General features: G+C 64.1%; 18 protein-coding genes and 1 tRNA gene. 15 read left to right on the top strand and 4 right to left on the bottom strand.

Translation table 11 applies throughout. The features are described 5' to 3' along the window. Positions 1-76: 76 nt before the first annotated feature. Both PA01_02280 and PA01_02275 read right to left on the bottom strand, forming a co-directional pair. Positions 77-355, bottom strand: coding sequence for a type II toxin-antitoxin system HicA family toxin (locus tag PA01_02280; GenBank protein KON80624.1), 279 nt, complete (start codon positions 353-355; stop codon positions 77-79). Between the two features lie 223 nt (positions 356-578). Further along, complete coding sequence (locus PA01_02275) at positions 579-1,484, bottom strand: DUF808 domain-containing protein (protein ID KON80623.1); 906 nt, start codon at positions 1,482-1,484, stop codon at positions 579-581. Positions 1,485-1,886: 402 nt separating this feature from the next. Between PA01_02275 and PA01_02270 the strand changes: the two genes are divergently transcribed. The 11 genes from PA01_02270 to PA01_02220 all read left to right on the top strand — a co-directional run bounded on the left by PA01_02270 (position 1,887) and on the right by PA01_02220 (position 17,352). Further along, complete coding sequence (locus PA01_02270) at positions 1,887-4,313, top strand: DUF3141 domain-containing protein (protein ID KON80622.1); 2,427 nt, start codon at positions 1,887-1,889, stop codon at positions 4,311-4,313. Between the two features lie 200 nt (positions 4,314-4,513). Then, positions 4,514-4,777, top strand: a complete 264-nt coding sequence (locus tag PA01_02265; GenBank protein KON80621.1) for a hypothetical protein — start codon at positions 4,514-4,516, stop codon at positions 4,775-4,777. Positions 4,778-4,890: 113 nt separating this feature from the next. Continuing rightward, on the top strand, positions 4,891-5,220 hold the full coding sequence (locus PA01_02260) for a hypothetical protein (GenBank protein KON80620.1): 330 nt from the start codon (positions 4,891-4,893) through the stop codon (positions 5,218-5,220). A gap of 101 nt (positions 5,221-5,321) precedes the next feature. Next, complete coding sequence (locus PA01_02255) at positions 5,322-6,266, top strand: alpha/beta hydrolase (protein KON82251.2); 945 nt, start codon at positions 5,322-5,324, stop codon at positions 6,264-6,266. Between the two features lie 223 nt (positions 6,267-6,489). Beyond that, entirely contained in the window at positions 6,490-7,875 is a 1,386-nt protein-coding gene (locus tag PA01_02250; protein KON80619.1) for a TIGR03013 family PEP-CTERM/XrtA system glycosyltransferase, read from the top strand. Between the two features lie 91 nt (positions 7,876-7,966). Further along, entirely contained in the window at positions 7,967-10,072 is a 2,106-nt protein-coding gene (prsK, locus tag PA01_02245; GenBank protein ID KON82250.2) for a PEP-CTERM system histidine kinase PrsK, read from the top strand. Beyond that, positions 10,065-11,423, top strand: coding sequence for a PEP-CTERM-box response regulator transcription factor (gene prsR / locus PA01_02240; GenBank protein ID KON80618.1), 1,359 nt, complete (start codon positions 10,065-10,067; stop codon positions 11,421-11,423). Before prsK ends, prsR begins: the two co-directional genes overlap by 8 nt. 2 nt (positions 11,424-11,425) lie before the next feature. Continuing rightward, the gene (gene prsT, locus PA01_02235; protein KON80617.1) at positions 11,426-14,215 is read left to right on the top strand and encodes a PEP-CTERM system TPR-repeat protein PrsT; all 2,790 of its coding nucleotides are present in this window, start codon (positions 11,426-11,428) and stop codon (positions 14,213-14,215) included. A 50-nt stretch (positions 14,216-14,265) separates the two neighbouring features. After that, positions 14,266-15,546 carry a nucleotide sugar dehydrogenase gene (locus PA01_02230; GenBank protein ID KON80616.1) on the top strand — a complete coding sequence of 427 codons (1,281 nt, stop codon included), beginning with the start codon at positions 14,266-14,268 and terminating at the stop codon, positions 15,544-15,546. Positions 15,547-15,601: 55 nt separating this feature from the next. Then, a complete protein-coding gene (locus PA01_02225) occupies positions 15,602-16,558 on the top strand; it encodes a transglycosylase SLT domain-containing protein (protein ID KON80615.1) in 957 nt (318 codons plus the stop codon). A 65-nt stretch (positions 16,559-16,623) separates the two neighbouring features. Beyond that, positions 16,624-17,352: a serine protease gene (locus PA01_02220; protein KON82249.2), complete on the top strand. Its 729-nt coding sequence runs from the start codon at positions 16,624-16,626 to the stop codon at positions 17,350-17,352. Positions 17,353-17,383: 31 nt separating this feature from the next. Here PA01_02220 and PA01_02215 read toward each other — a convergent pair. Further along, a tRNA-Arg gene (locus PA01_02215) sits at positions 17,384-17,458 on the bottom strand. Between the two features lie 12 nt (positions 17,459-17,470). After that, entirely contained in the window at positions 17,471-19,594 is a 2,124-nt protein-coding gene (locus tag PA01_02210) for a site-specific recombinase (protein KON80614.1), read from the bottom strand. Positions 19,595-19,706: 112 nt separating this feature from the next. Here PA01_02210 and PA01_02205 point away from each other — a divergent pair, with 112 nt between their 5' ends. From PA01_02205 to PA01_02190, 4 genes are all read left to right on the top strand, one after another. Next, entirely contained in the window at positions 19,707-21,629 is a 1,923-nt protein-coding gene (locus PA01_02205; GenBank protein KON80613.1) for an ATP-binding cassette domain-containing protein, read from the top strand. Positions 21,630-21,899: 270 nt separating this feature from the next. Continuing rightward, entirely contained in the window at positions 21,900-22,898 is a 999-nt protein-coding gene (locus PA01_02200; GenBank protein KON82248.2) for an oxidoreductase, read from the top strand. A 43-nt stretch (positions 22,899-22,941) separates the two neighbouring features. After that, positions 22,942-24,123: a response regulator gene (locus PA01_02195; protein KON80612.1), complete on the top strand. Its 1,182-nt coding sequence runs from the start codon at positions 22,942-22,944 to the stop codon at positions 24,121-24,123. Positions 24,124-24,247: 124 nt separating this feature from the next. Then, complete coding sequence (locus tag PA01_02190) at positions 24,248-26,140, top strand: propionate--CoA ligase (GenBank protein ID KON80611.1); 1,893 nt, start codon at positions 24,248-24,250, stop codon at positions 26,138-26,140. Positions 26,141-26,484 lie beyond the last annotated feature (344 nt).

The raw sequence follows: 26,484 nt of genomic DNA, 5'->3' as shown, positions 1-26,484 counted from the left end.
ACTCTAGACCACGAGCCGCTGTGCTGCCGGCGCAGGGAGGGCAAGCTCGGACGCGCGTGGTCGAGGTCGACGTTCCTTATTCGTGATTCGCCTCGTAGAGCGAGGGAGTGACTCCGGCGTCGGCCAAAAACTCGCGCAACTGTTTGACGGATTGCTTGCTGAACTCGTTGCTGTGGTGGGGATGGTGGAGGAAGAACTCGTGGCGGTTCAACTCGACACGGAAGCGTCCGCCGTGGCCTGGCTCGATGACAGCGCCGAGATGGTTGAGCAAGGACTCGACCTCGCGCCACTGAATGTTGCTTTTCGGCGGTTCGTGAAAAATCGATTCCAGAACGGCCCGGTGTTTGTGACTCATGATCCGGCCTCCCGTCAATGGGGCATCACGCTCAGTCGGCTGCCCCTGCTGGCACGCATCGCACAAGAATGGCGAAAAGTCGCCTCGTCGAACGCATCGCAGTCTCCAGAGCCATGCGACATGATTAAATAAATCCTAGCCCTTGCCGGCCCGTGACGCAATTGGCGAGCGGCTCGACCATCGATTCGCGCTCGACTTTCTTCATTCAGCCATGTCGTTCGAGTCATCGGCGCAAGCGTTGCAGCAATGTGACGGCACCCAGCACGACGGCGCCGGCGATCACGCCGATCCCGGCTCCTGCCGCCGTATTCAGCAAGCTACTGAGCAGCCCGCCGAAAGCTGCCGAAAATTCTTCGACGGCATGAGCGAGCGTGGGCCAGCCGTGCAGCAGGATGCCGCCGCCGACCATGAACATCGCTGCAGTGCCCAGGACCGAGAGCGTCTTCATCAGCCAAGGTGCGGTGCGCAGCAGCCCTTCGCCCAGGCGGCGACGCAGGGGGGACGGGCCGCGCTGCAGGTGTAGACCGAGGTCGTCGAGCTTGACGATGCCGGCCACCAGACCATATACGCCCACCGTCATCAGCAGCGATATGCCGACCAGGACGCTCACCCGCTGCATCAGGGAGGCGGCCGCCACCGTGCCCAGCGTGATGACCACGATCTCCGCCGAAAGGATGAAATCGGTGCGCACCGCCCCCTTGATCTTTTCCTTTTCAAGCGCAACCAGATCCACGCCTGGGTCGCTCAGCGCCTGCAAGGTTTTCCGGTGTTCCGCTTCATCCTCCGCAGGCGAGTGCAGGAACTTGTGGGCCAGTTTTTCGAAGCCTTCGAAACACAGGAATGCACCGCCGACCATCAGCAACGGGGTGATGAGCCACGGCGCGAGCCAGCTGACCAGCAGCGCCGACGGGACGAGGATCACTTTGTTCAGCAATGAACCTTTTGCCACCGCCCAGACGACTGGCAGTTCGCGGTCGGGCTGCACACCCGTGACCTGTTGCGCATTGAGGGCCAGGTCATCACCGAGCACGCCGGCGGTCTTCTTGGCCGCCACCTTGGTCATCGTGGCGACGTCGTCCAGGATGCTCGCAATGTCGTCGATCAGCGTGAGCAAGGTGGTTCCGGCCATGGCGAAGGCTCCGTAACGGACAGAAAGGAGGGGATGGTCGGTTGTAGCAGATTTGGACGAAGGCGCGCACGGATTTCGGCAAACGCAGCGCTGAAGCGAGTACTTTCGCCAAATCTCGCCGCGGGAATGCGACGTCCTGGTAGACGGCTCGAGCTTGTAGGCGGAACATTGCTGCCGACGCGCGTCGGACAACAAACGCAAGCCAGGGAAACGCCGGTCACAACCGCTTCGTTCGCCCGTTGCCGGGACGACGCCAGCATCGGCAGCAAAGCGCCTGGAACACTTTCCACTTGCGAGTGTCACCTAACGCTGGCATGGCCCGGCTTACGAGGCCGGGCGGCAAGTTAGACTTTCGTGGAGCATGGCACTTGCCTTCCGCCACGACAATACATGGAGTTCAGAATGAATTTCCCGATACCGGTACCTTCGGCAGCGACACTGCCCCTGATGGATCCGTTCGGTTTCGCACGGTCCGCCTTCGACTACTGGCGGGATGCCGTCGAGCGCAGCGTGCTGTTCATGGACGTGATGCGCCATCGTGGTAACCAGTACCTCGAGCATATCGAGAAGACCAAGCCCAGCGTGCTGGGTTTCGAGACCGAAGTGCTGATGGACGGCCGCGAACTGCCGCGGCCGGTGAATTATGAACTGATGCGGGTCCTGCCTCCGCCGGGCATCGAGATCGACCCGCAGCGGCGGCCTTTCGTCGTCGTCGATCCGCGCGCCGGGCACGGCCCCGGCATCGGCGGTTTCAAGCCCGACAGCGAGATCGGCGTCGCGCTGCGCGCGGGTCATCCGTGCTACTTCGTCGGTTTTCTGCCCTATCCCGAACCGGGGCAGACCGTCGAAGACGTCGTCGAGGCGGAAGTCGCGTTCCTGCGTTGCGTCATCGAACGTCACCCGAAAACCGCGGAAAAGCCGATGGTCGTCGGCAACTGCCAGGCGGGCTGGCAGATCATGATGGCCGCGGCTCTGGAGCCGGACCTGTTCGGCCCGATCCTGATCGCCGGCTCGCCGCTTTCATACTGGGCGGGCGAGCGGGGCAAGGCGCCGATGCGCTATACCGGGGGCCTGTCCGGCGGCAGCTGGATGACGGCACTGTTGAGCGACATGGGCAACGGGCTGTTCGATGGCGCCTGGCTGGTCCAGAACTTCGAAAACCTCAACCCGGCCAACACGTGGTGGACCAAGCAGTACCGAGTGTTCGCGAATGTCGATACCGAGGCTGTGCGCTATTTGGAGTTCGAGCGCTGGTGGGGCGGGCACGTCGTGCTCGGCGGCCAGGAGATCCAGTACATCGTCGATAACCTGTTCATTGGAAACCGTCTTTCGACCGCCCAGCTGATGACGTCCGACGGGCGGCGCATCGACTTGCGCAACGTGCGCTCGCCGGTCGTGGTGTTCTGCTCGCGGGGCGATGACATCACCCCGCCGCCGCAGGCCCTGGGCTGGGTGCGCGACCTCTATGAAGGGGTTGACGGCATCATCGCCAACGAACAGACGATTGTGTATTGCGTGCACGACAGCACCGGTCACTTGGGCATCTTCGTCTCGGGCAGCGTCTCGCGCAAGGAGCACACCGAGTTCACCGCCAACATGGACTACATCGACGTGCTGCCGCCGGGACTCTACGAGACGTCGATTTCGCGCGCCGACGAGCGTGCCGATGCGGGGCTGATCGAGCGCGAGTACCTGCTCGAGTTTACGCCGCGCACGGTCGCCGAACTCGATCGCGAGATCGGCCACCGTCCCGACGATGAAGCGCGTTTCGCCACGGTCGCCCGCATTTCCGAGATCAACCTGGGCCTCTATCGCCTGTTCTTGCAGCCTTGGGTGCGCGCGATGTCGACGCCCGCGTCGGCCAAATGGATGCGCCGCATGCATCCGAACCGTCTCGGCTACCGCCTGCTTTCCAACCGCAACCCGCTCACCCTGTCGCTGCCGGCACTCGCCGAGAAAGTGCGCGCCGACCGCCATCCGGTCGGCGAGGACAACGTCTTTCGCAGGGCCGAGACCGTCATGTCCGAGCAGATCGCCCGCGGTCTCGACACGTGGCGCGACCTGCGCGACAAGGCCAGTGAACAGCTTTTCCTGAGCATCTATGGCCAGCCGCTGCTGCAGGTTCTGGTTGGCCTGCGCGCCGACGGACAGGCGCACCGCCGCCGTCCGGGCACCGAACTGGAGCATCGTCGCTTCATCGAGCGCCGTCAGGCCGAGCTTCATGCCCGTATTGAAGCGGGGGGCAGTCACGAGGCCAAGATGCGTTCGATCATCTACGTGCTTGGTGGCGCCCCGGCGACCGATGAGCGCAACTTCAAGCGGATGCGTGCGTCGCGTGCGGAACTCGAGCCGGGCCTCAAACTGGCCGACTTCAAGCATCTGCTGCGCGAGCAATTCTTCATCCTCAAGTATGACCGCGAGGCGGCGCTGGAGGCGATCCCGACTTTGCTCAAAGGACAGAGCGACGCCGAGATCGATGCGCACCTGAAGCAGATCGAGCACGTGCTGGCCGCCAGCGGCGACCTGAGTGCGCATGCGGCCGATCGATTCGATCGCATCAAGTCGCTGTTCCTGCGTGCGCGACCGAACGCCCTCGCAGTGGCATCGACGTCCGCGAGCGCGGGCTCGCAATCGTCACCGGTCGAGATGACCGAGCCCGCCTCGCCTGCGCCCTTAGCCAGCAGTGGGGAGGCTCGACAAACAGTCGCGAGCGCTCTGCCGGTGGCGCAGGTGCAGCACGTGCAGGATGGCGACAGCGGCCGGACGCCGGATGGCGGCAAGCCCGCCGCGGCCCCGCGACGACGCGCGGCGCGCAAGCCGAAAGCCTGATCGCGCCTCGCCGTCACGCCACGCTCCCTCCGTCTGCCGAACCTCACTGATCGGCTGGAAGTCGGGAGAAGGAACGCAGCCGCACGACCTCGTGCGGCTGCGTCGTTTCAAGCTCCGGCCACGGCCTACGTCGCGTTCCGCTGGCGAGGGACGACAGTGGATGCTAAGAATAGACGAGACATTCTCGAAGGATGCGGACCATGACGTATGTCGTACCAGTCGTCGTCGCTGCGGCACTGTTCATTGCCGGATGCGAGAAGAAAGAGGAACCGCCTCCCGACGTTCCCGCCCAGCCGCCCGCCCAGCAGGAAAACGCGCCGCTGCCGGTGACCCCGCCTCCGCCGCTCCCGGAAGCGGATCCGCCCAACGAGCCGACTCCTCCCACGCCGCTCCCCGGGCAGGCGAACGACCATTCGAACCCGGCATTCAAGGAGGGCGGCAGGACGGACCCGGCGGCGAACTGATCGCATCTCGCGCTGGAGGCCGGGATGCCGGGTTGCCGGGTTGCCGGGATGCCGGCGGCGTGAACTCGTCCGTGCGAACTCGTTTGCGGGTGCGCGACAAACAGGAGTCGAAGATGACACGCAACACCGTAATGACGGGGGTGTTCGCCAGCCCGGGCGAGGCGCAGCAGGCGAAGGCGCGGCTTCTGGAAGCGGGTATCGCGGAAAACTGCATTGCCATCAGCACGGATCTCACCGCGGACGGCGTCGCGGCCGAATTTCCCGGTCAGACGTATTCGAATCAGCCGGGGCAGGGGCCGGGCGAGGAATTGCCGGATGTTGCCGACATGGCGCATATCGGCGCGTGTGTGCTTACCGTGGAACTCGCCTCGAACGCTGACCGCAAGGCGATGGAACTCATCCTGCGGCAGTCCGGTGCGCGCATTGTTCCGTCCGAATATTAACCGTCTGTTTCGATCCTCCGTCATGTCGCTGCCCTCCGTTAGAATCGGGGGCTCCTGATTTTCATATCGGGGCTCAGCCCTGCCGGCCCCGCATTCTGCGCATGCCCCTCTCATCCCAGGCGAAGGCACTGCTGGACATGGTCTACCGTGTCGGCGCCCCGCGTTTTCACGAGCTGTCCGTCGATCAGGCGCGACATTCATTCCGGAAATTGCAGTGGGCATGCGGTCTGCCTTCTCCGGCGGTTGCGGCGACAGCGGAAGTGGTGATGACGCGTGCGGACGGGAGCACGTTGAACGCGCGCCTGTACCGCCCGCGGGAGAGCGCCGGGGAAGACGAGCTTCCGCTGCTGATCTACTTTCACGGCGGCGGCTGGTGCGTCGGCGACCTTGAAAGTTATGACGTTCTTTGTCGTCAGCTGGCAAACGGCTCCGGCTGCGCGGTGCTGTCGATCGACTATCGGCTCGCGCCTGAGAATCCCTTTCCGGCCGCAGTCGAGGATGCTATTTTTTCTATTGAGTGGGCAGCAGAACAGGCGCAACTGCTGGGCATAGACCGGGGATGTATCGCGTTGGGAGGGGATAGTGCGGGCGGAAACCTTTCGATTGTCGGCGCGCTCCTGGCCCATAAACGGGCAAGTGTCGCGATCCGGTTCATGTTCCTGGTCTACCCGAGCACCCAGATCGCCAGTGAGCGTCCGTCGCGCCAACTTTTCAGCCAAGGGTATCTCCTCGACCGCGAGAGCCTCGAATGGTTTTACGGTCACTACCTCCGGGCAGGCGAGGACGAAGACTGGCGGGCGTCGCCGATGCGCGCGCCGTCATTGGCCGGATTACCGCCGATCCTTCTCGTCACGGCGGAATGCGATCCTCTGGCGGACGACTGCGTGGCTTTTGCAGAACGGGTACGAGCGGAGGGGGGAGAGATCGAACACGTCACGGTGGATGGCGTCGTCCACGGCTTCATCACGTTGGGACAGTTTTTTCCGCAAGCCACGCATGCCGTGGACCGGATCACTGCCGGCCTGCGCCAAGCATTCGAGCCCTGAGGGTCGATTCACCTGCCCGTCGCCTGAATTTGCAGCGCTGCCCACGGTGGGTAGAAGGGGCACCACGAATATGCACTTCTGATGTACAGGCCGTTCCGCAGGGACTATCGTGTGGACGAGCCGAGATGGATGAAATCGCAGCAGGTAGGTGTTTCGGTCCGCAAGGGAAGAATCCTTTCGGGGCCGCGTGATTCCGATTGCTCACGTAATCCAGGATGTGCCGATGCTAAAAATATTCAGTCACTATTTTCCGTCCCACGTCCTGCAACAGGTCGTTTTCGACGGCCTCGTGCTTTTCATGGCGGTGATATTCGCGGTGGCGGCACAGGTGAGCGGCGGGGCTGTCGACTGGCGCGTCATCGTGCCTTCGGCGCTGCTTTTCGCGTTCGCGATGATTCTGCTGAACAGCGCGATGGGCCTGTATCGGCCGGCCGAAGGGGAGCGGTCGACGCGCACCACGATAGGGCGCGTGCTGATCTCGATTGTCGTGAGTATCCCGGTTGCGTTCGGAGTGTTCCTCGTGCTTCCGTGGAACTATTTCGCCTCCGAGGCAATGCAGCTCTCGGTAATGCTCTTGCTCGGTCTGGTTCTCCTGATGCGGGCGATGATCAACCGCCACTGGGCGACTTCGATGTTTGCCCCGCGCGTGTTGATCATCGGTACCGGAACGGACGCGGTGACGGTCGAGCGATCGCTCGGCAGCCCGATGCGCAGCGGCATGGAAGTAGTCGGCTTCTACGCGGTGGAAGGGGAGGATTCGGTCGATGTCGACCGGAACCGCGTGCTCGATTGCAAGGACCTTCTTCAGACGGTCCGGGAGCTTCGGGTGAACGAGGTGATCGTCGCAGTGCGGGAACGCCGCGGGGGAGTGCTTCCGATTCGTGAACTGCTCGACTGCAAGGTGTGGGGCGTCCGGGTGCTGGATCTGTCATCCTTCTTCGAGCGCGTGCAGGGACAGGTGCGCATCGATTCGCTGAAGGCGAGCTGGCTGATCTATGGCGACGGCTTCCGGCAAGGCCTTGCGCGCGCGTTCGTCAAGCGCTGCTTCGATCTGGCGGCCTCGTCGATCCTGTTGCTGGTCGCGCTGCCGGTGATGGCGGTCACCGCGCTGCTGATCGTGCTCGAGGATGGCGCGCCGATTTTCTATCGGCAGGAGAGGGTCGGGCTGGGCGGACGGGTGTTTCGCGTCATCAAGTTTCGCAGCATGCGACGCGACGCCGAACAGGACGGCAAGCCGCGATGGGCGGTGTCCGGCGACGACCGGGTCACGCGGGTCGGGAAGGTCATCCGCAAGCTGCGCATCGACGAGCTTCCGCAGATTTTCAACGTCCTGAAAGGTGAAATGAGCCTCGTCGGACCCCGCCCGGAGCGCCCGTTCTTCGTCGACCAACTCGCGCAGGAGATCCCGTTCTATGCCGTTCGCCACTGCGTCAAGCCAGGCGTCACCGGCTGGGCGCAGGTTCGATACCAATATGGCGCTTCGGTGGACGATGCCATTCAAAAGCTGCAATACGATCTGTATTACGTGAAGAACCATACCGTCGTGCTCGACACCCTCGTACTGTTCGAAACGGTCAGGGTCGTCCTGACCGGAGAGGGCGCGAACTGACCGGATACCGGCTGCCGCCTTTTGCCAGACACGGCGGAAGCGACAAGCCGGATCCTGCGGGCGCCGAAACGACTTGCTCGGGGGGGAGCTGATGGGTGTCGAGCTGTCCGACGTCGCGGTGTGGGGGTACGGCGGAGCCGCGGCAGCTTACCTTCTTTTCGGTCTGTACCTTCTGCTCGCTTGGCGCGGCGGCGTTCCCGGCGGTTTTCTGCTTCTTGCCGTGGGCAGCAGCGCGTCGTGGGCGCTCGCGGGCACTTTTCTCGTGCTGTATCCGAGCGCGTGGCTGGCGGTGGTGGCGGCCGCGCTGGATGTCTTCCGCAGTGCCTGCTGGTTTGCGTTCCTGCTTGTGCTGCTGCGCCCGTTGGGGGGAAATCGGCTGCGATGGCCGGGCGGGTTCGCGGCGCTCGTGGTCGCCGCCGAGCTGGTCGCGGTCGCGCTTTCCGCCCTGGATCTGACCGTCGACCTCAAGCCGGCAAATCTGATGCTCGCCGCCTTTCTGGCGGCTGCGGTGTTCGGCCTCGTGCTCGTCGAGCAGCTGTTCCGCGCGATACCGGCGGAATCGCGCTGGGGTCTGAAACCGTTGTGCCTCGGCCTCGCCGCAGGCTATGTGTTCGAACTGTATCTGTTCGCCGACGGATTCCTGTTCGGCCGGCTCGATCCGGATGTGTGGGGGGTGCGCGGCATCGCCCATGCTCTGGTGATTCCTCTGGTCGCGGTTTCAGCGGCACGTACGCCGTCCTGGACGCTACAGATCTCGGTATCACGGGAAATGGCGTTCCATTCCACTGCGCTCGCGGTGTCGGGCCTGTACCTGCTGGTGATCGCCGCGGCCGGATATTACGTTCGCTATTTTGGCGGGAACTGGGGCAGGGCCCTGCAGCTGACGCTGCTGTTCGCCGGGTTCCTGCTGCTGCTGGTTTTCCTCTTCTCCGGATCGCAGCGCGCCCGCTTGAGAGTATTCATCAACAAGCACCTGTTCCCCTACCGCTACGATTATCGCAACGAATGGTTGCGCTTCACGCAGGCGCTTTCCTCTGCGGGCGGCACCCTCGATCTCGGACAATCGGTCATAAAGGCCCTCTCGGACCTGGTCGAGAGTTCCGGTGGAACGCTGTGGCTGAAGGACGCGAGCGGGCGTTTCTCGGTCAATGCGCGCCTCAATCAAGGACTTTCGGATGCTTTCGAGGACGATGGCAGCGCTCTGTGCCGCTTTCTCGACGAGCGCGAATGGATCGTCAATCTCGAGGAATTCCGCTCGCGTCCCGCCCACTATGACGGGCTGGTGTTGCCGATGTGGCTCTCCGGGATCCCCGACGCGTGGCTCGTCGTGCCGCTCAAATCGTCGGGCGCACTGGTCGGCTTTGTGGTGCTCAATTCACCTCGCACCGCGTTCGAGGTCGACTGGGAAGTGCTCGACTTGCTCAAGACGGCGCAGCGCCAAGCCGCGAGCTATCTCGCTCGCATGCAGGTGACCGAAGCCCTGCTCGAGTCGCGCAAGTTCGACTCCTTCAACCGCATGTCGGCGTTCGTCGTTCACGACCTGAAGAATCTCGTCGCCCAGCTGTCGCTGATGCTGCGCAACGCCGAGCGCCACAAACACAATCCGGCGTTCCAGGAAGACATGCTCGACACCATCGCGCATGTCGAATCGCGCATGCGCGCGCTGATGGCGCAGTTGCAGGAAAAACGTTCGATCGATCCGCGCCGGCGAGTGGATCTTGGTGCCTTGGCCGAGCGTATCCAGGCAGTGAAGCGCCATCAGCAGCCGAAGGTGGAGGTGTTCGCGGACCGCGATCAGCCCCTAGAAGTCCTGGCGCATCCCGAGCGGCTCGAGCGTGTGATCGGGCATCTGGTGCAGAACGCGCTCGATGCGATTCAGGACGATGGCAAGGTGACAATGAGGGTGGATATGCCGGACCTCTCTTCGGCCCGTATCACGGTCGAGGATACCGGCTGCGGAATGACGTCGGAGTTCATGAAAGAGCGCCTGTTCAAGCCGTTTCACACAAGTAAATCCACGGGAATGGGTATTGGGGTCTACGAGACCCAGCAGTACATTCACGAACTGGGAGGCCGCATTCATTTTGACAGTGAAGCGGGGCGCGGGACCTGCGTGACCGTGGTATTGCCCGTTTCTGCCCGGGCCGATCCGGATTTGCCAGCTATACGGGAAAAGGTACGCGAAAATCATGAATGACAAGCGGCGTACGCTGCTGATCGTCGAGGACGATCCGGCGCTTCAGAAACAGATGCGCTGGGCTTTCGACGCTTTCGAAACAGTTGTTGCGAGCGATCGGGAAAGCGCGATCACGCAATTGAGGCGTCATGAGCCGGCGGTCGTGACGATGGACCTCGGACTGCCCCCCGCCCCCGATGACGGGGTAGAGGGATTTCGCCTGCTGGGGGAGATGCTCGCGCTCGCCCCCGATACCAAAGTCATCGTCCTGACCGGGCAGCATGACCGCGAAAACGCGGTCAAGGCGGTCGCGATGGGGGCCTACGATTTCTTCGGCAAGCCTTTTGAACCCGAGTTGCTCGGCCTGACGATCGACCGCGCTTTTCGCCTGCACGACCTGCAAATGGAAAACCTGCGTTTGGCGACGCTGCAGGGAAGCAGTCTGTCCGCCGTCCTGACGCGGGATTCGGCGATGCTCAAGGTCTGCCGCACCGTCGAGAAAGTCGCGCCGGCGAACGTGACGATCGCGCTCCTCGGAGAAAGCGGCACCGGCAAGGAAATCCTGGCGCGCGGCCTGCACGCGATGTCGACGCGCGCCAAGGAGCGCTTTGTCGCGATCAACTGTGCCGCGATCCCGGAGACGCTGCTCGAAAGCGAACTGTTCGGCTACGAGAAAGGGGCTTTTACCGGGGCCGTGAAACAGACGCAGGGCAAGATCGAAGCGGCGCACAAGGGTACTTTTTTCCTCGACGAAATTGGCGATCTGCCGATGGCCTTGCAGGCGAAGCTGCTGCGTTTCCTGCAGGAGCGGGTCATCGAGAGGATCGGCGGCAGGGAAGAGATCGCGGTCGATGTGCGGATCGTGTGCGCGACGCACCGCGATCTGAAGGCGCAGATCAGCGCCGGGCTGTTCCGCGAGGACCTCTATTACCGGCTTGCCGAAATCGTCATCGAAATCCCGCCACTGCGCGATCGGGACGGCGACGCGGTGCTTCTCGCCCATGCTTTCGTGCAGCGCTTCGCGCAGGCCAACCGACGGGGAACGATGCACCTGGGCGACGACGCGGTGGCGGCAATTGAATCGCATCGCTGGCCTGGCAACGTGCGGGAACTGGAGAACTGTCTCAAGCGCGCGGTCATCATGGCCGAGGGAAACCGCATCACGGCCGACGATCTGGGGCTGGACAGCGTCGACCCCGATCTGCAGCACCTCAATCTGCGACAGGTACGCGACGAGGCGGAACGGCGTGCCGTGGTGCGGGTGTTGGCACGCACCAACGGCAACATCGCTCGCGCCGCGGACATTCTCGGTGTGAGCCGCCCGTCGCTTTACGACCTCATGAACCGTTTCGCTTTGAAGAAGGAGAACTGATCGTGTCCGAGCGGAAAGTTTCAGCGCGGTCCTTCGCGGGTCGCATCGCCACCGCCGCGCTGTGCGCGGCGCTGCTCACCGCCTGCGGCGACGATCCGGAGACGATGCTCCGATCGGCGAAGGAATATCTGGCGAAAGGGGACACCAACGCGGCGGCGATCCAGCTGAAGAACGCGCTGCAGAAGGACGGCAGTCTTGCCGAGGCACGTTTCCTTCTCGGACAGATCAATCTGGAGCACGGCGACGTTGCCGGTGCGGTGAAAGAGCTGCGCCGCGCTGCCGAGCGCGGTTATCCGGAGGCGCAAGTCAGCCCGCTGCTTGCGCGTGCCCTGGTCCGCTCCGGAGAGTTCGATGAGGTGCTGAAGGCGTTCGACGGCAAGGTGCTCGAAGATCCGGCCGGCCAGGCGGCGCTGCTCGGGGCGCTCGGGGATGCCTATTTCGCGAAGAGGGATCTCGAAAAAGCGAGGGCCTCCTACGAGGCAGCCGTGGCGGTGGCGCCGTCCGATGCGCAGAGCCGCATCGGCCTGGGGCGCGTCAAGCTTTTCGGCGGCGATGCCGACGGGGCGCTCGCCGAGGCGGACCGGGCCCTCGCGCTCAAGGCCGACGCTGCGCAAGCGCATGCGTTGCGGGCCGACGTGATGATGGTGCGCAGCCGGCCTGCGGAGGTCGTGACTGCTCTCGAGGCTGCAGTCGCGGCACGTCCCGAAGCGGTCAACTACCACTTTGCCCTCGTGTCGGCGCTGCTGCGGGAAAACCGGTTCGAGGCAGCGGTTTCGCGCCTCGATGCGATGAAAAAGATCGCGCCGGGGCATCCGTCGACACGTTACCTGCAGGCGCTGGTGGAATTCCGTAACAACCGGATGACGGAGGCGCGGGACCATGTTGCCGAAGCTGTTCGCCTTGCACCCGACTTTCTCGCGGCGCGCCTGCTTGCAGGCGTCGTCTACGGCCGCCTGAACCAGCAAGTGCTCGCGCAGGAACACCTCGGTGTGGTGCTCAAACGGGCTCCGCGCCAGGTGCTGGCGCGCCGTATGTTAGCGGCGTCGCAACTGGTTGCGGGCGAACCGAGCCGCGCGTTGGAGACGTTGCAGCCGCTGCTCGATGCAGCGTCGGTGGATAGTGCGACGATGGCGCTTGCGGGGAGGATCTACACCGCGAGCGGCGATCTCGACCGGGCGGCGGAATATTTCGCGAAGGTTTCGGCTGCCGAGCCCGAGAACGCGAGCGCGCGCACGCGTCTCGGGGTTTCACGCCTGATGGGCGGCGACGCCGAGCACGCCATCGCAGACCTCGAAGCGGCATCCGACCTCGAGTCCGAGGGCGGACAGGCCGATCTCGCGTTAGTTCTCGTCCATCTGCGGCGCGGCGAATTCGACAAGGCGATGGCTACCCAGCAGCAACTCGAAGCCAAGCAGCCGGATAATCCGCAGACCCACATCTTGAAGGGCGGAATCCTGATGGGCAAGAAGGACGTCGCGGGTGCGCGCGCGGCGTTCGAAAAAGCGCTCGAACTGGATCCGGACTACCTCGCCGCGTCCGCCAATCTCGCCCGAATGGATATTGCCGACGGTCGTCCGGACGATGCCAGGAGGCGATTCGAGAAGATCGTTTCAGCCAATCCCAAAAATATCGACGCCCATTTGTTCCTCGCCACGATGTTGGAGCGCACGGGAGCCAAACCCGGCGAAGTGCTCTCGGCGCTCGAACGTGCGGCCAGCGCCAATCCATCGGCGGTAGCGCCGCGGCTCGCGGTGACGCGTCATCATCTGGTCGCCGGCGAGGCGAAAAAGGCGCTGACCGTAGCGCAGGAGCTGGCAGTTGCCCATCCGTCGGATGTACAGGTGATCGGGTTGCTGGCACAGGCCCAGCTTGCGGCAGGCGATCGGCAGCAGGCGATCTCGTCTCTCAACAAGCTCACCGGCCTGGTGCCCCAGACCCCGGGTCCGCTGATCAAGCTGTCAGACCTGCAGCGGCTCGCCAACGATCATTCGGGAGCTGAACGCTCGCTTCGACGTGCGCTCGAGCACAAGGCGGATTTCCTCGACGCGCAGCAGCGTCTGGTCTCCCTGTTTGTCGAAGACAAGCGGATCGAGGAGGCTTTGGCCGTTGCGAAAACAGTTCAGCGGCAGCGTCCGAAAGAGTCCATCGGCCTACTCGCCGAAGGCGATATCCACGTGGCCGCCGGCAACTGGACGCCAGCGGTTCAGGCGTATGGCAAGGCGCTCCAGCTTGCCGCATCGCCGCAGGCCGCCGTAAAGCTTCATGCCGCCCAGTTCAGGGCCGGGAAAGCGGCGGATGCAGCCAAGACGGCTACGGACTGGATACGCACGCATCCACAGGATGTGGCGATGCGCAACTATCTGGCGGAGCGGGCAGTTGCCGAGGGGCGCCTCGACGAAGCGCGGAAGCTGTACGGAAAGCTCGACGAGCTCATTCCGAACAACCCTTCCGTGATGAACAACCTCGCCTGGATCGCCGGTCAGCGTGGCGATCCGGCAGCGATCGAGCTTGCCCGGCAGGCGTTGTCCCTGTTCCCCGACAATCCCGCGATCCTCGATACGCTGGGGATGCTTCAGGTCGAGCACGGGCAGCGTGACGAGGGCCTCGACAACCTGCGCAAGGCCGTCAGCTTGGCGCCGGAAGCGGGAGTGATCCGGCTGAATCTCGCCAAGGCATATCTCAAGGCCGATCGCAAAAGCGATGCGCTCAAGGAACTCGAGCACCTTGCCCGGCAGGCACCCGAAGGCAGTCCGCTCCGCGCGCAGGTGACGAGTCTGAAGCAGGGCTTGTAAGGCACAGGATTCGGACACCCCGATACGAACATCAAAAAAGGACTCCCGCCATGACAACTCTCGCTGTGATCGGCCTCGGCTACGTCGGGCTTCCCCTGGCTGTCGAGTTCGGCAAGAAGTTCAAGACCATCGGCTTCGACCTCGCGGCCGACAAGGTCGCGGCTTACCGCGACTTCGTCGATCCGACCGGGGAAGTGTCGTCGGACGATCTTCGCGCCGCGATTCATCTCGGTTGTCATTCCGATCCGGCCTGCATCCGCGACGCGGACTTTATCGTCGTGGCCGTGCCAACGCCGGTCGATATTGCTCACAAGCCGGATTTCACCCCCTTGATCCGCTCGTCGGAAACGGTGGGACGCAACCTCAAGCGCGGGGCGATCGTGGTGTTCGAATCGACCGTGTATCCGGGAGCAACCGAAGAAGTCTGCATTCCGATCATCGAACGGGAATCGGGGTTGAAGTGGAAGCAGGATTTCTTTGTCGGTTATTCACCTGAGCGCATCAATCCGGGCGACAAGGAGCGCACGGTGACGAAAATCGTCAAGGTCGTTTCAGGCGATACGCCGCAGACGCTGCAGAAGGTCAAGGAAGTCTATGGGGCAATCATAAGCGCCGGGCTTTATCCGGCCAGTTCCATCAAGGTCGCCGAGGCGGCGAAAGTCATCGAGAATACGCAGCGCGATCTCAATATCGCGCTGATGAACGAACTGGCGGTAATTTTCCACAAGATCGGAATCGATACCACGGAAGTGCTTCGGGCGGCCGGGACGAAATGGAACTTCCTGCCGTTCCGGCCCGGCCTCGTCGGCGGTCACTGCATCGGCGTCGACCCGTATTACCTGACGCACAAGGCGGAAATGCTCGGTCATCATCCGCAGGTCATTCTGGCCGGGCGTCGCATCAACGACAGCATGGGGAAATACGTCGCCGAACAAACCGTCAAACAGATGATCCAGGCGGGGCACTCGATCAGGGGCTGCGATGTCATCGTGCTGGGGCTCACGTTCAAGGAAAATTGCCCCGACCTGCGCAACAGCAAGGTCATCGACGTGATCCGCGAACTCGAGAGCTTCGGTTGCACTGTGCATGTCCATGATCCTGTCGCCGCGCCTGCCGAGGCAATCCGCGAATACGGCATTCGTCTGGAGCCGTGGGCAGCGCTGCCGAAGGCTGCGGCAATGGTGGCGGCCGTTTCCCATGCGCCCTATCTCGATATGCAGCTGGATGAGCTCGCAGGCAAGCTCCTGCCGGGCGGCGTTTTCTCCGACGTGAAATCGTCCTATGACGCCGATGCATTGGCCAAGGCGGGTGTAACGGTTTGGCGACTCTAGGAGCATCTGCTAGAACACCTGTATCGGCAGCCGGGCCAATGCCATTGGGGGGATGATGAAACGCTACAAACTCCGCAATGATCGCTGTCATGCAGCGCTGCTTTTCGTCCTCGCGGCCGGCGCCATGGCGCCCCCGGCATATGCGGACGAGCGCAAGGAGCAGGGTGGCACCGACGCAAAGCTCGCAGCGCATGCACGCTATCTTGTCCAGCAGGGCGTCGCCCACGAACATGGCGAGGGCGTGCCCCGCAATCCCGCCCGGGCAGTCGCGCATTATTGCGAGGCGGCACGCCTCGGCGATGCGGAAGCGATGTACGCCCTCGGCTGGATGTATGCCAACGGACGAGGGACGCAGCGCAGCGATGCATATGCCGGCACCCTGTTCGCGATGGCGGCCGCGCGAGGGGACATGCAGGCGCGGCGGATGCTGCGCTTTACCGGCGGTCACAGCGGGCAGGTTCCTCCATGCCTGAAGGCCGCGCCGGCGGTCGCGCTCGACGATCAGGAATGGAATCCGGAAACCCACATCCGATCGCTGTCAGCCGAACGGCAGCGCATTGCCCGCATGATCATCGAACTCGCCCCCACCTATCAGATCAGCCCCCGGTTTGCGCTCGCGATCGCGCTGGCCGAGTCGCGGCTCGATGCAGCAGCCGTTTCGCCGAAGAATGCACTGGGCGTCATGCAGCTGATTCCGGACACGGCCGCCCGCTTCAACGTCCGCGATCCGTTCGATCCGCGTGAAAACATCAAGGGAGGACTCGCCTATTTGCGCTGGCTGCTTGCGTATTTTCGCGGCGACATCGCGCTTGCGGCTGCCGGCTACAATGCCGGCGAAGGCGCGGTGGACCGCTACCGCGGGGTGCCGCCTTACCCCGAAACGCGAGCCTATGTGGCGCGCATATTGAACTTCGTCGCGCGTCGGGAGCATCCGTTCGACAGCCGGATTGCCCGGCCCAGTGCAGTGATGCCGGCAGGGCAGCCGGCAAGCGAGGGAGCAAGCGATACATGAATTTCAGCGCGGCGCACAGTGCGCTTAGGCGCAGCCTCATTGTCGCCGCGACGACGGCCGGTGCGATGCTGACTTCGCTCCCGGCGGGGGCCGATCTCGTCGATACCGTGTCGCGCATCAAGCCGTCGGTGGTTGCGATCGGCACTTTCCAGCGCACCCGGGCTCCCGCCTTCAAGTTCTTCGGCACCGGTTTCGCTGTCGGGAACGGAATGATGATCGCGACCAATGCGCATGTCGTACCCGATGCGCTCGCCGACGATCAGATGGAAACGCTCGCGGTGGCAGTGCCCGGCGAGCGGCAGGCGACGATCCGCAAAGTCAGCAAGCTTGCAGTCGACAAGAACCACGATCTCGCGGTGCTGCGGCTCGAAGGCGGACCGCCGCTGCCTTCGCTGTCCGTCGACGAGACTTCCGACCGCGTCCGCGAAGGGCAGAGCATCGCCCTGACCGGTTTTCCGATCGGCAGCGTTTTGGGACTATCGCCCGTGACGCACCGTGGCATCGTCGCCGCGATCACGCCGATCGGAATTCCGCAGCTGCGTGCGCAGCATCTCGACCAGGTGCTGATCCGCCGCCTGTCGAACGATCCTTTCCGCATTTATCAGCTCGATGCGACGACTTACCCCGGAAACAGCGGAAGCCCGGTCTTCGATTCCGAGACGGGGCGACTCGTCGGGGTGATCAACATGGTGTTCGTCAAGTCGACGAAGGAAAACATCCTGAGCGACCCGTCCGGCATCAGCTACGCGATTCCCGTGGAGTATCTGAAGGCACTGCTGAAAGGCCTGGAGTGACGGGGCGACCCCCGGGGAGGAGGGTGGGAAGTGGTCTCCTCGGCGAGAATCGAACTCACATCTAGCGCTTAGGAGGCGCTCGTTCTATCCATTGAACTACGAGGAGAAGCGCGCAATTCTAGCCGTTCGTGCGCCGGTGACCAAGCACGCCTTTGCCATTTCCGAGGATTTTGTGGCTGACGTGGCCGTTGTGCGGTTCGGACTGAGGAAGCGGTGCTTCTCCGTTCTGTTCTTCGGCCTGCACCGTCGGGGATGGCGGTAGCAGGAAATCGCGGGGACGCGAGACGAAGCGCCGGACGATCATTTTCCCCAGCTCGCGTCCCTGCGCGAAAGTGATGCGACGCGCGCGCAGCGCGACGTAGAGGGTCAGCGCGAAGCTGACCCCGAGGTTCGTGAGTCCGATGAGCGCGATCCCCGCTGCCGACAGCGCGGCCAGCTGCCAGCTCAACGTGAAGTCCATGCCGACCGCAGCGTAGCCGACGTACGCGGACGAGAAAGCGATGTGACGGATGTCGAGCGGCAGGCCGAACAGAACTCCGAGCGCCGTCACGCCACCGAGCAGGAAACCGAAGAAGAAATTCGCGGCCAGCGCGCCGAGGTTGTTCTCGATATAGGCCGCGACGCGCTCCATGCGCGCGGCGCCGAACACCCGGCGAGGCCAGCGCAGCTGCAACAGGCGCTGCGGAATGCGTTCGTAGGCCGACAGGTTGTCGTAGTAGCCGGCGATCAGCCCGGACAGGAACAGGCAGAAACCGGCGATTGCGGCGAACAGGACGGCGCCGCTGAGGGGATCGACCTGCCTGAGCAGTTCGCGCGCCTTGCCCGCTTCGGTGAATGGATCGCCGGTGAGCCAGTCGATCCCGATCGCGATCAGCATCGCCATCGGAATCGCGACGCCGATGTTGCCGAGGATTGCGGCAAGCTGGCTGCGCACGGTGCGCGCAATGAGTTCGACGAGGTTCTCGAGGTTGCTGTTCTTGCCCTGCGCTTCGCCGATCGACGCGGCGATCGCGTTGGCCGTCATCGCAGGCTGCTTGGTCGCCACCGTACCGCCGAGAATGTGGATCAGCACGAAGCCGATGCCGTAGTTGAGGCAAAACGCCAGGGCTTCGGTCATCGGCGCGAAACCCTCGCGGCCCAGCACGATCTTCAGGCCTGTCATCGCCGCGATGATCAGCCCGCCGAGCGCGGCCGAGCCGAGAATGCCGAAGTATTCGCGGCGGGTCGAGGTGATGTAGTGCTCGCCGGTCTTGCTTGCGCTTTCGGTCATGCGCATCGACAGCAGCTCGACGTTCTGCCCCCAGTAGTCGGAGAGCTTGTTCTTGCGGCATTCGGCGTGCACCAGCTGCTTGAAGATCCCGACGATCTGCGCCGCGACCGCGTCGATGCGTCGTTCGGCGTGCAGCCGATGGAGCAGGAACAGCAGGTCGGCCATCCGGTCGAGGTGCTGGCGCAGGCGTTCGAGCTTGAACGTGAGCGCCAGGCTCGTGCCGATCTTCGCCGCGCGCTTGCGAATCCGCAGGAGGACGTCGTCGCACTGGTCGAGCATCACCTGCAGGTGCTTTTCGTCTTCGACCAACTCGGAGCCGTCCTTCCAGGCGCGCCGATAGTGGTTGAGATAGGCCACCAGTTCTTCGTTCTGCGCCAGAAACGGCGATTCGTGTTCCTCGAGCGTCGGATCGACGCGGATCAGCTCGGGCTCCAGCCCGATCGCCGACACGTGGTACGACAATACCCGCAGCGCCTCGAGGATCTCGGCAGCGGCATGCGGCAGCCCGTAACCCTCTTCGGTGTTGTCGCGCTGGAGCGGAGTCGATCCGAAAACGCTGCGCAGGAACTCGATCCACTCCGCGTCGGGGATCGCGGTGACCCAGGCCTCGTCGTCCTTGCGGTGGAAGACGACGCTCAGCACGTCCTTCATGTAGTCGGTGTCGACGACTTCGGGCAGCAGCCGTCCGGAAATGCGGTGCGCCGTCTCGGAAAAGAAACCGGTGGACGGCAGCAGGCCGGACGAGACGTACAGCGACACCTGCTTGCGCTCGCGAAAGAGCCGGATCAACGCGTCGCACAGCCCTTCTGCAAGGTCGTGGCGGACGGCGAGCGTCTGCGTCAGGCCGCGCAACGCCGCGATCGCCGCTTGCGTGTCGGACGCACTGGCCGGGCGCAGCTCATCGACCAGCGCGACCCACAGGGCGAGGTCGTCGTCGTGTTCTTCGCGGAACCGCCCCAACAATGCTTCCATGCCGCCTCGCCGATGGTGTTGTCTGCAAAATGTTGCACCGCATTATGCTCGAATGCGCCGCTATGGTAGCAGGCCGGTAAAATGGCTTTTCATTCCAATGAGTCCCCTCGCCATGCCGCTGCTTTCTGTCGACAACGCCTGTCTCGCTTACGGACACGTGGATCTGCTCTCCCATGCGGACTTCCAGCTCGATGCGGGCGAGCGCGTGGCGCTGATCGGGCGAAATGGCTCGGGCAAGTCCAGCCTGCTGCGGGTGTTGGCCGGGCAGTCGGCGCTCGACGACGGGGCGGTGTGGCGGCAGTCGGGGCTGAAAGTCGCGTACGTGCCGCAGGAGGCCGACTTCCCGCTCGAACGCGACGTGTTCGCGACGATCGCCGACGGGCTGGGGGATGCCGCGCGCCTTCTGGTCGAGTATCACGCGGCGATGCACGCAGTCGCGGAATCGGCCAGTGAAGCGACGCTGGCGCGGCTCGAGGCGCTGCAGCACGCGGTCGAAGCTGCCGACGCGTGGCGGCTCAACCAGCGCGTCGACGAGGTCCTGCTGCGCCTCGGCCTGCCGGGTGACGCATTGGTTGCGAGCTTGTCCGGCGGCGGTGTCAAGCGCGTGTCGCTGGCGCGGGCGCTGGTCGCGGAGCCGGACCTGCTGTTGCTCGACGAGCCGACGAACCACCTCGACCTGGACGGCATCCTGTGGCTCGAAGCGCTGATCCGGGATTTCCGCGGCACGGTCGTCGTGATCACCCACGACCGCGTGTTTCTCGACAACGTCGCGACCCGCATCATCGAGCTCGATCGCGGCAAACTCGCGAGCTATCCCGGGCGTTTCAGCGACTATCAGCGGCGCAAGGCCGAAGAGCTCGACGCCGAGGCGAAAGCGAGCGCGCGGTTCGACAAGGTGCTCGCGCAGGAAGAAGTGTGGATACGCAAGGGGGTCGAGGCGCGACGTACGCGCAACGAGGGGAGGGTGCGACGGCTCGAGGCGCTGCGCCGCGACCGGGCGGCGCGGCGCGAGCGGCTCGGCAACGTGAAGCTCGCCGTCGACAAGGGCGAGCAGAGCGGCCAGATGGTCGCCGAACTGACGGACGTGACGAAGCGCTTCGGCGACCGCGTCGTCGTGCGCGGCTTCTCGACGCGGATCCTGCGCGGCGACCGCATCGGCCTGATCGGTCCGAACGGCGCCGGCAAGACGACGCTCCTGAAGCTGATCCTCGGCGAGATCAGCCCGGATGCCGGGACGGTGCGCCGCGGCACGCGTCAGACGGTCGCCTACTTCGACCAGCTGCGCGAGCAGCTCGACCCCGAGCTGCCGCTCACCGAAGTCATCAGCCCGGGTTCGGACTTCGTCGAGATCGGCGGCGAGCGCAAGCACGTCATCGGTTACCTCGGTGATTTTCTGTTCGCGCCGCAGCGTGCGCGTTCGCCGGTGAAATCGCTGTCCGGCGGCGAGCGCAACCGCCTGCTGCTCGCCCGGCTGTTCGCCCGCCCGGCCAACGTGCTGGTGCTCGACGAACCGACGAACGACCTCGACATCGAAACCCTCGATCTGCTCGAGGAATTGCTGTCCGCCTACGAAGGCACGCTGTTTCTCGTCAGCCACGACCGCGCGTTTCTCGACAACGTCGTGACCCAGGTGATCGCAGCCGAAGGTGACGGGCGCTGGGGAGAATATGCCGGCGGCTATGCCGACTGGCAGCGGGTCAAGCAGGCCGAAGCGGAGCGCGGCGCGGAGCAGGCGCGGCTGGCCGCGACGCAGACCAAAAGCGCTGCGCCCGCACCCAAAACACCCGCGATGACAGCGTCGCGCGCCGGCAAACTGTCGTTCAACGAGAAAAGGGAGCTCGACGCCTTGCCCGACCGCATTGCCGCGCTGGAGGCGGAACAGGGAACCCTGCAAGCGCGCCTGGCGGACCCGGCGCTGTACCAGCAAGCGCCGCACGAAGCCGTGCAGATCAAGGAGCGGCTCGACACCGTGGAGCGGGAAATCGAAGAGGCGCTGGTGCGCTGGGAGGCTCTCGAGACGCGCGCCGGCGGGTGAAGGAGTGCCAAGCGGCCGGCACGTTCTGCGCGGGCAGAAATTCGACATCGGCGTCGACCGCATCGAGGGCCGCGTCAACGAGAGGCATGGTTTGGCGGTAAGCCTTCGATTCGTCCGCTTGCGCGCCGTCCGAACGGGCGTGGCAGTCCCATAGCTTGGGGGGACCGTGAAAAAGTCGAGCCGGCGATCTGGCTATAATCGGTCCAAAAAACGTAGCACCCGAAACCGTCCATATTCACCAAGCATCCCAACCGAGAGGAGTTGCCGCAAGTGACTGCGCCGTTCAAAGCGTTCCTGATCGATCAGGACGAAAGCAGAAAAGTCTTCAGCCGCATGACCACGCTGAGCCGCGAGCAACTCGACGCGGGCGACGTGCTGATCCGGGTCCATTATTCCAGCATCAACTACAAGGACGCGCTCGCCGCGACCGGTGCGGGCAAGATCATCCGGCGTTTTCCATGCGTCGGCGGCATCGACCTGTCCGGCGAAGTCGTCGAAAGCTCGGACGCCCGTTTCCGGCCCGGCGACCAGGTGATCGCAACGAGCTTCGACATCGGCGTGTCGCACCACGGCGGTTATGCGGAATATGCGCGCGTGCCGGCCGGGTGGGTCGTGCCGCTGCCCGACGGGCTGGATCTCTTCGAAGCGATGGCGCTCGGCACGGCCGGCTTCACGGCCGCGCTCGGGATCGTGCGGATGGAAGACAACGGGCTCGCCCCCGAGCGCGGCCCGGTCGTCGTCACCGGTGCGACAGGTGGCGTCGGCGGACTTTCGATCGACATGCTGTCGCGCCTCGGCTATCACGTCGTCGCGCTGACCGGCAAGGAGGCCGAAACCGATTACCTCAAGAGGCTCGGCGCCGCCGAGGTGCGCCTGCGCAGCACGATCGACTTCGACAACGTGCGCCCGCTCGAAGCGGCGCAATGGGCCGGCGCGGTCGATAACGTCGGCGGAAAGGTCCTGCACTGGATCCTCGCGACCATGAAGCAGGCCGGCACCGTCGCGAGCATCGGCAACGCCGCGAGCTTTCATCTGGAGACGACGGTGTTCCCGTTCATCCTGCGCGGCGTGAGCCTGCTCGGCGTCGATTCGGGCTACATGAGTTTTCCGACGCGGCAGCGCGTCTGGCAGCGTCTGGCGGGCGATCTCAAGCCGCGTCATCTCGCCGCCGTTACCCGTACCCTTGCGTTCGACGAATTGCCGAACGCGTTCGACGCCTTCATCAAGGGCGAAGTGAAAGGCCGTACCGTCGTGCGCATAGGCGCCTGAAGGCATCCGACGGCGCGGCGAGCGTTACCGGAGATTCCCGAACATGAGCGAGGAAGAACGCCAGCCGTTGCCGAAGGTGCTGATCGTCGACGACTCGCGCATGGTGCGGGCATCGGTCATCAAGCTGATCCGCGGGCGTTTCGAGTTCCGCGAAGAGGCCGACGGCGAAGCCGGCTGGCAGGCGTTGCTCGTGGATCCGACGATTCACGTGGTGCTGACCGACATCGGCATGCCGCAGCTCGACGGGTACGGCCTGCTCGAGCGCGTCCGGGCGTCGAAGCTGTCGCGCATCCATGACCTGCCGGTGATCGTGATTTCCGGCGACGAGGACGATTCGGCGCGCGAACGCGCGCGCCGCCTCGGCGCCAACGACTTCATCACCAAAGGCATCGGCGCTGCCGAGCTGCTTGCCCGCCTCGATTCGCTGACCCGGCTCGCGCAGACGCGGCGCGAGCTCGAGGAAAGCAGGGCGGCCCACGCGAAGCACAGTCCCGTCGATCCGGTCTCGGGCCTCGTCGCCGAAGCCTGCCTGCACTGGCGCGCGGAGCAGGAACTCGCCCTGGTGCGGCGGCGCCGCGGCAACATCAGCGCGATGGTCGTCGAGATCGACCGCTACGAGCAGCTCGTGGTGCTGCATGGCGCCCACGTCGCGCAGCTCGTCACGCGCAAGCTGTCGAAAATACTTTCGACGAAGGTGCGCAAGGAAGATACCGTCACGGAGCTTGCGCCGGCACGGTTCGCCGTGCTCTCGCCGGCAGCGGGCTGGGGCGGATGCTGCGCGTTCGCGCTGCGCCTGCAGAAGGCGATGGAAAAGCTCGTGATGACCTATCGCGAGGAGCAGATCCGCATCAGCGTGACGATCGGCGTAGCGAATGCGACGAACGACGACATCGGCACGGTCAGCGAATTGGTCGGGCTTGCGACGCAGCGCGCGCAGACCGGCCGGCAAGCCGGCGGCAACCGTGTCATCGGCGACCGGGGAGAAGTCACGCAGGCGTTCGTCGATCGGCTGATCACGCAGGCAGTCAGCATCGACCAGGTTCTCGAGCGCATCCAGGCCGGAGAAAGCGTCGAGCTCACGTCGCAGCTGCCGCAGGTCATCGCCACGCTGCTTCCGCTGCTGCAGTTGCTAGAATCACGGCTTCGTTGCGGAATCCCGCTCGACCGTCTGGAAAAATACCAAATGGACGGTAGTGCGGAAAACGACATCGCGGCGGAAAGTTGAACAGCATTGCCAACAGAAAAATACAAGGCAGTCACGGGGCGCTCCCGAGGTCCGGGAGTGGGAGCCGGAGGGGCGCCTGAAGTCGTTTGCAAATGACGGGAATCTTGAAGGGAGAGGAATGCTCATGACGACGTACAAGGAATTTCATCGCCGTTCCATCGACAGCCGTGACCAGTTCTGGGCGGAAGAAGCACGGCTCATCGACTGGAACAAGCAGCCCGAGCAGGTCTGCGATTTTTCGCAGCCCCCGTTCGTCAAGTGGTTCAAGGGAGGCGAGACGAACCTCTGCTACAACGCCGTGGATCGCCACGCCGCGGTGCGCCCCGACGACCGCGCGCTGGTATATATCTCGACCGAGACCGACGAGGAGAAGGTGTACTCGTTCGCGCAGTTGCAGCGCGAGGTCGAACGCATGGCCGCGATCTACCAGGAGCTTGGCGTCGGCAAGGGCGACCGCGTGCTGATCTACATGCCGATGATCGCCGAAGCGGCGTTTGCGATGCTCGCCTGCGCCCGAATCGGGGCGATTCACTCGGTCGTGTTCGGCGGCTTCGCGGCAGGTTCGCTCGCGACCCGCATCGACGACGCGAAGCCGGTGCTGATGGTGAGTTCGGACGCCGGCATGCGCAACGGCAAACCGGTGCCCTACAAGCACCTCGTCGATGAAGCGTGCAAGATCGCCGAATTCCCGCCGCAGAAAGTCCTGATCGTGGACCGCGGGCTCGACAAGGGTTTCTCCAAAGTCGCAGGCCGCGACGTCGATTACGCCGAGCTGCGCGCGAAGCACCTCGACGCGCAGGTGCCCGTGACCTGGCTCGAGTCCTCCGAGCCGAGCTACATTCTGTATACGTCCGGCACCACCGGCAAGCCGAAAGGCGTGCAGCGCGACACCGGCGGCTATGCCGTTGCGCTCGCCTCGTCGATGAAGCACATTTTCACCGGCTTTTCCGGCGAGACGATGTTCTCGACTTCCGACATCGGCTGGGTCGTCGGCCACAGCTACATCATCTACGGGCCGCTCCTGGCCGGCATGGCGACCGTCATGTATGAAGGCACGCCGCTGCGCCCGGATGCCGGAATCTGGTGGCAGATCGTCGAGAAATACAAGGTCAACGTGATGTTCTCGGCGCCGACCGCGGTGCGCGTGCTGAAGAAGCAGGACCCGGCTTTCCTGAAGAAATACGACCTGTCGTCGCTGAAGCATCTTTTCCTCGCCGGCGAGCCGCTCGACGAGACGACGCACAAGTGGATCATGGACGAGCTCGGCATCCCCGTCATCGACAACTACTGGCAGACCGAAACGGGCTGGCCGATGCTCTCCGCGGTGCGGGGCATCGAGGAGACGCCGATCAAGTACGGTTCGCCGAGCTTCCCCGTGTATGGCTACGACCTGCGCATCTTCCGCGAGGACGGCAGTGAATGCGGTGCCAACGAGAAAGGCATCGTCGGCGTGGTTCCGCCGTTGCCGCCGGGCTGCCTGTCGACGGTGTGGGGCCAGGACGACCGTTTCGTCAGCACCTATTTCACGCTGTTCAAGGATCCGATTGTCTTCTCGTCGTCCGACTGGGGCATCAAGGACGAAGACGGCTACCACACGATTCTCGGGCGCATGGACGATGTCATCAACGTCGCCGGCCACCGTCTCGGCACGCGCGAGATCGAGGAGGCGATCCAGGCGAACGCGGCGATCGCCGAAGTCGCGGTCGTGGGCGTCGCAGATCCGCTCAAAGGGCAGATGCCGATGGCTTTCGCGGTGGTCAAGGACGCCTCGCGCGTCGATACCGCCGAGAAACGCGCCGAACTCGAGAAAGATGTCATGAAGACCGTCGACACCCTGCTCGGTGCAATCGCGCGCCCCGGTCGCGTGCATTTCATCTCCGGACTGCCGAAGACGCGCTCGGGCAAGATGCTGCGCCGCTCGATTCAGGCGCTCGCCGAAGGCCGTGATCCGGGCGACCTGACGACGATCGACGATCCGGCGACGCTCGAGCAGATCAGGACGTCGCTGGCGAGCTGACCCGAAGCCCTTTCTCACCAGGACGAAGGCTCCTCGCGCGGGCCTTCGTCGCGTGGGCGGAGTACCATTCACGACCGCTCAGGCACCGTCTCGCCTCTGCCGCATCAAAGCGCCGCCCGGGAGCATCCTCGCTCCGCGAATCTGGGAACTCCCCCGTCATCCAGCGGCAGTGTGTCTCCACAAGTCGAATCCCGTGAAGTCTCCGCACTCGAAGGTTAGCGTCAGTACATCTTCGATTCCGTCGGGATCTTTTACACCCCGTTTTCGTACATCAGCATAAAATCCAATCAAATTAAAGAGATAAGTCGTCTGGCATGGACTGTGCAAGCTGAAAGCCGGGCGGA

This window comes from Azoarcus sp. PA01 (assembly GCA_001274695.2).
In the GTDB taxonomy this organism is placed as follows: Bacteria; Pseudomonadota; Gammaproteobacteria; order Burkholderiales; family Rhodocyclaceae; genus Aromatoleum.
This window is presented reverse-complemented; position numbering and strand designations above follow the sequence as displayed.

What these genes read in the sequence shown, in the direction of transcription:
- PA01_02280 (KON80624.1), bottom strand. Translation starts at nt 355, where the DNA reads ATGAGTCACAAACACCGGGCCGTTCTGGAATCGATTTTTCACGAACCG.
- PA01_02275 (KON80623.1), bottom strand. Translation starts at nt 1,484, where the DNA reads ATGGCCGGAACCACCTTGCTCACGCTGATCGACGACATTGCGAGCATC.
- PA01_02270 (KON80622.1), top strand. Translation starts at nt 1,887, where the DNA reads ATGAATTTCCCGATACCGGTACCTTCGGCAGCGACACTGCCCCTGATG.
- PA01_02265 (KON80621.1), top strand. Translation starts at nt 4,514, where the DNA reads ATGACGTATGTCGTACCAGTCGTCGTCGCTGCGGCACTGTTCATTGCC.
- PA01_02260 (KON80620.1), top strand. Translation starts at nt 4,891, where the DNA reads ATGACACGCAACACCGTAATGACGGGGGTGTTCGCCAGCCCGGGCGAG.
- PA01_02255 (KON82251.2), top strand. Translation starts at nt 5,322, where the DNA reads ATGCCCCTCTCATCCCAGGCGAAGGCACTGCTGGACATGGTCTACCGT.
- PA01_02250 (KON80619.1), top strand. Translation starts at nt 6,490, where the DNA reads ATGCTAAAAATATTCAGTCACTATTTTCCGTCCCACGTCCTGCAACAG.
- prsK (KON82250.2), top strand. Translation starts at nt 7,967, where the DNA reads ATGGGTGTCGAGCTGTCCGACGTCGCGGTGTGGGGGTACGGCGGAGCC.
- prsR (KON80618.1), top strand. Translation starts at nt 10,065, where the DNA reads ATGAATGACAAGCGGCGTACGCTGCTGATCGTCGAGGACGATCCGGCG.
- PA01_02230 (KON80616.1), top strand. Translation starts at nt 14,266, where the DNA reads ATGACAACTCTCGCTGTGATCGGCCTCGGCTACGTCGGGCTTCCCCTG.
- PA01_02225 (KON80615.1), top strand. Translation starts at nt 15,602, where the DNA reads ATGAAACGCTACAAACTCCGCAATGATCGCTGTCATGCAGCGCTGCTT.
- PA01_02220 (KON82249.2), top strand. Translation starts at nt 16,624, where the DNA reads ATGCTGACTTCGCTCCCGGCGGGGGCCGATCTCGTCGATACCGTGTCG.
- PA01_02210 (KON80614.1), bottom strand. Translation starts at nt 19,594, where the DNA reads ATGGAAGCATTGTTGGGGCGGTTCCGCGAAGAACACGACGACGACCTC.
- PA01_02205 (KON80613.1), top strand. Translation starts at nt 19,707, where the DNA reads ATGCCGCTGCTTTCTGTCGACAACGCCTGTCTCGCTTACGGACACGTG.
- PA01_02195 (KON80612.1), top strand. Translation starts at nt 22,942, where the DNA reads ATGAGCGAGGAAGAACGCCAGCCGTTGCCGAAGGTGCTGATCGTCGAC.
- PA01_02190 (KON80611.1), top strand. Translation starts at nt 24,248, where the DNA reads ATGACGACGTACAAGGAATTTCATCGCCGTTCCATCGACAGCCGTGAC.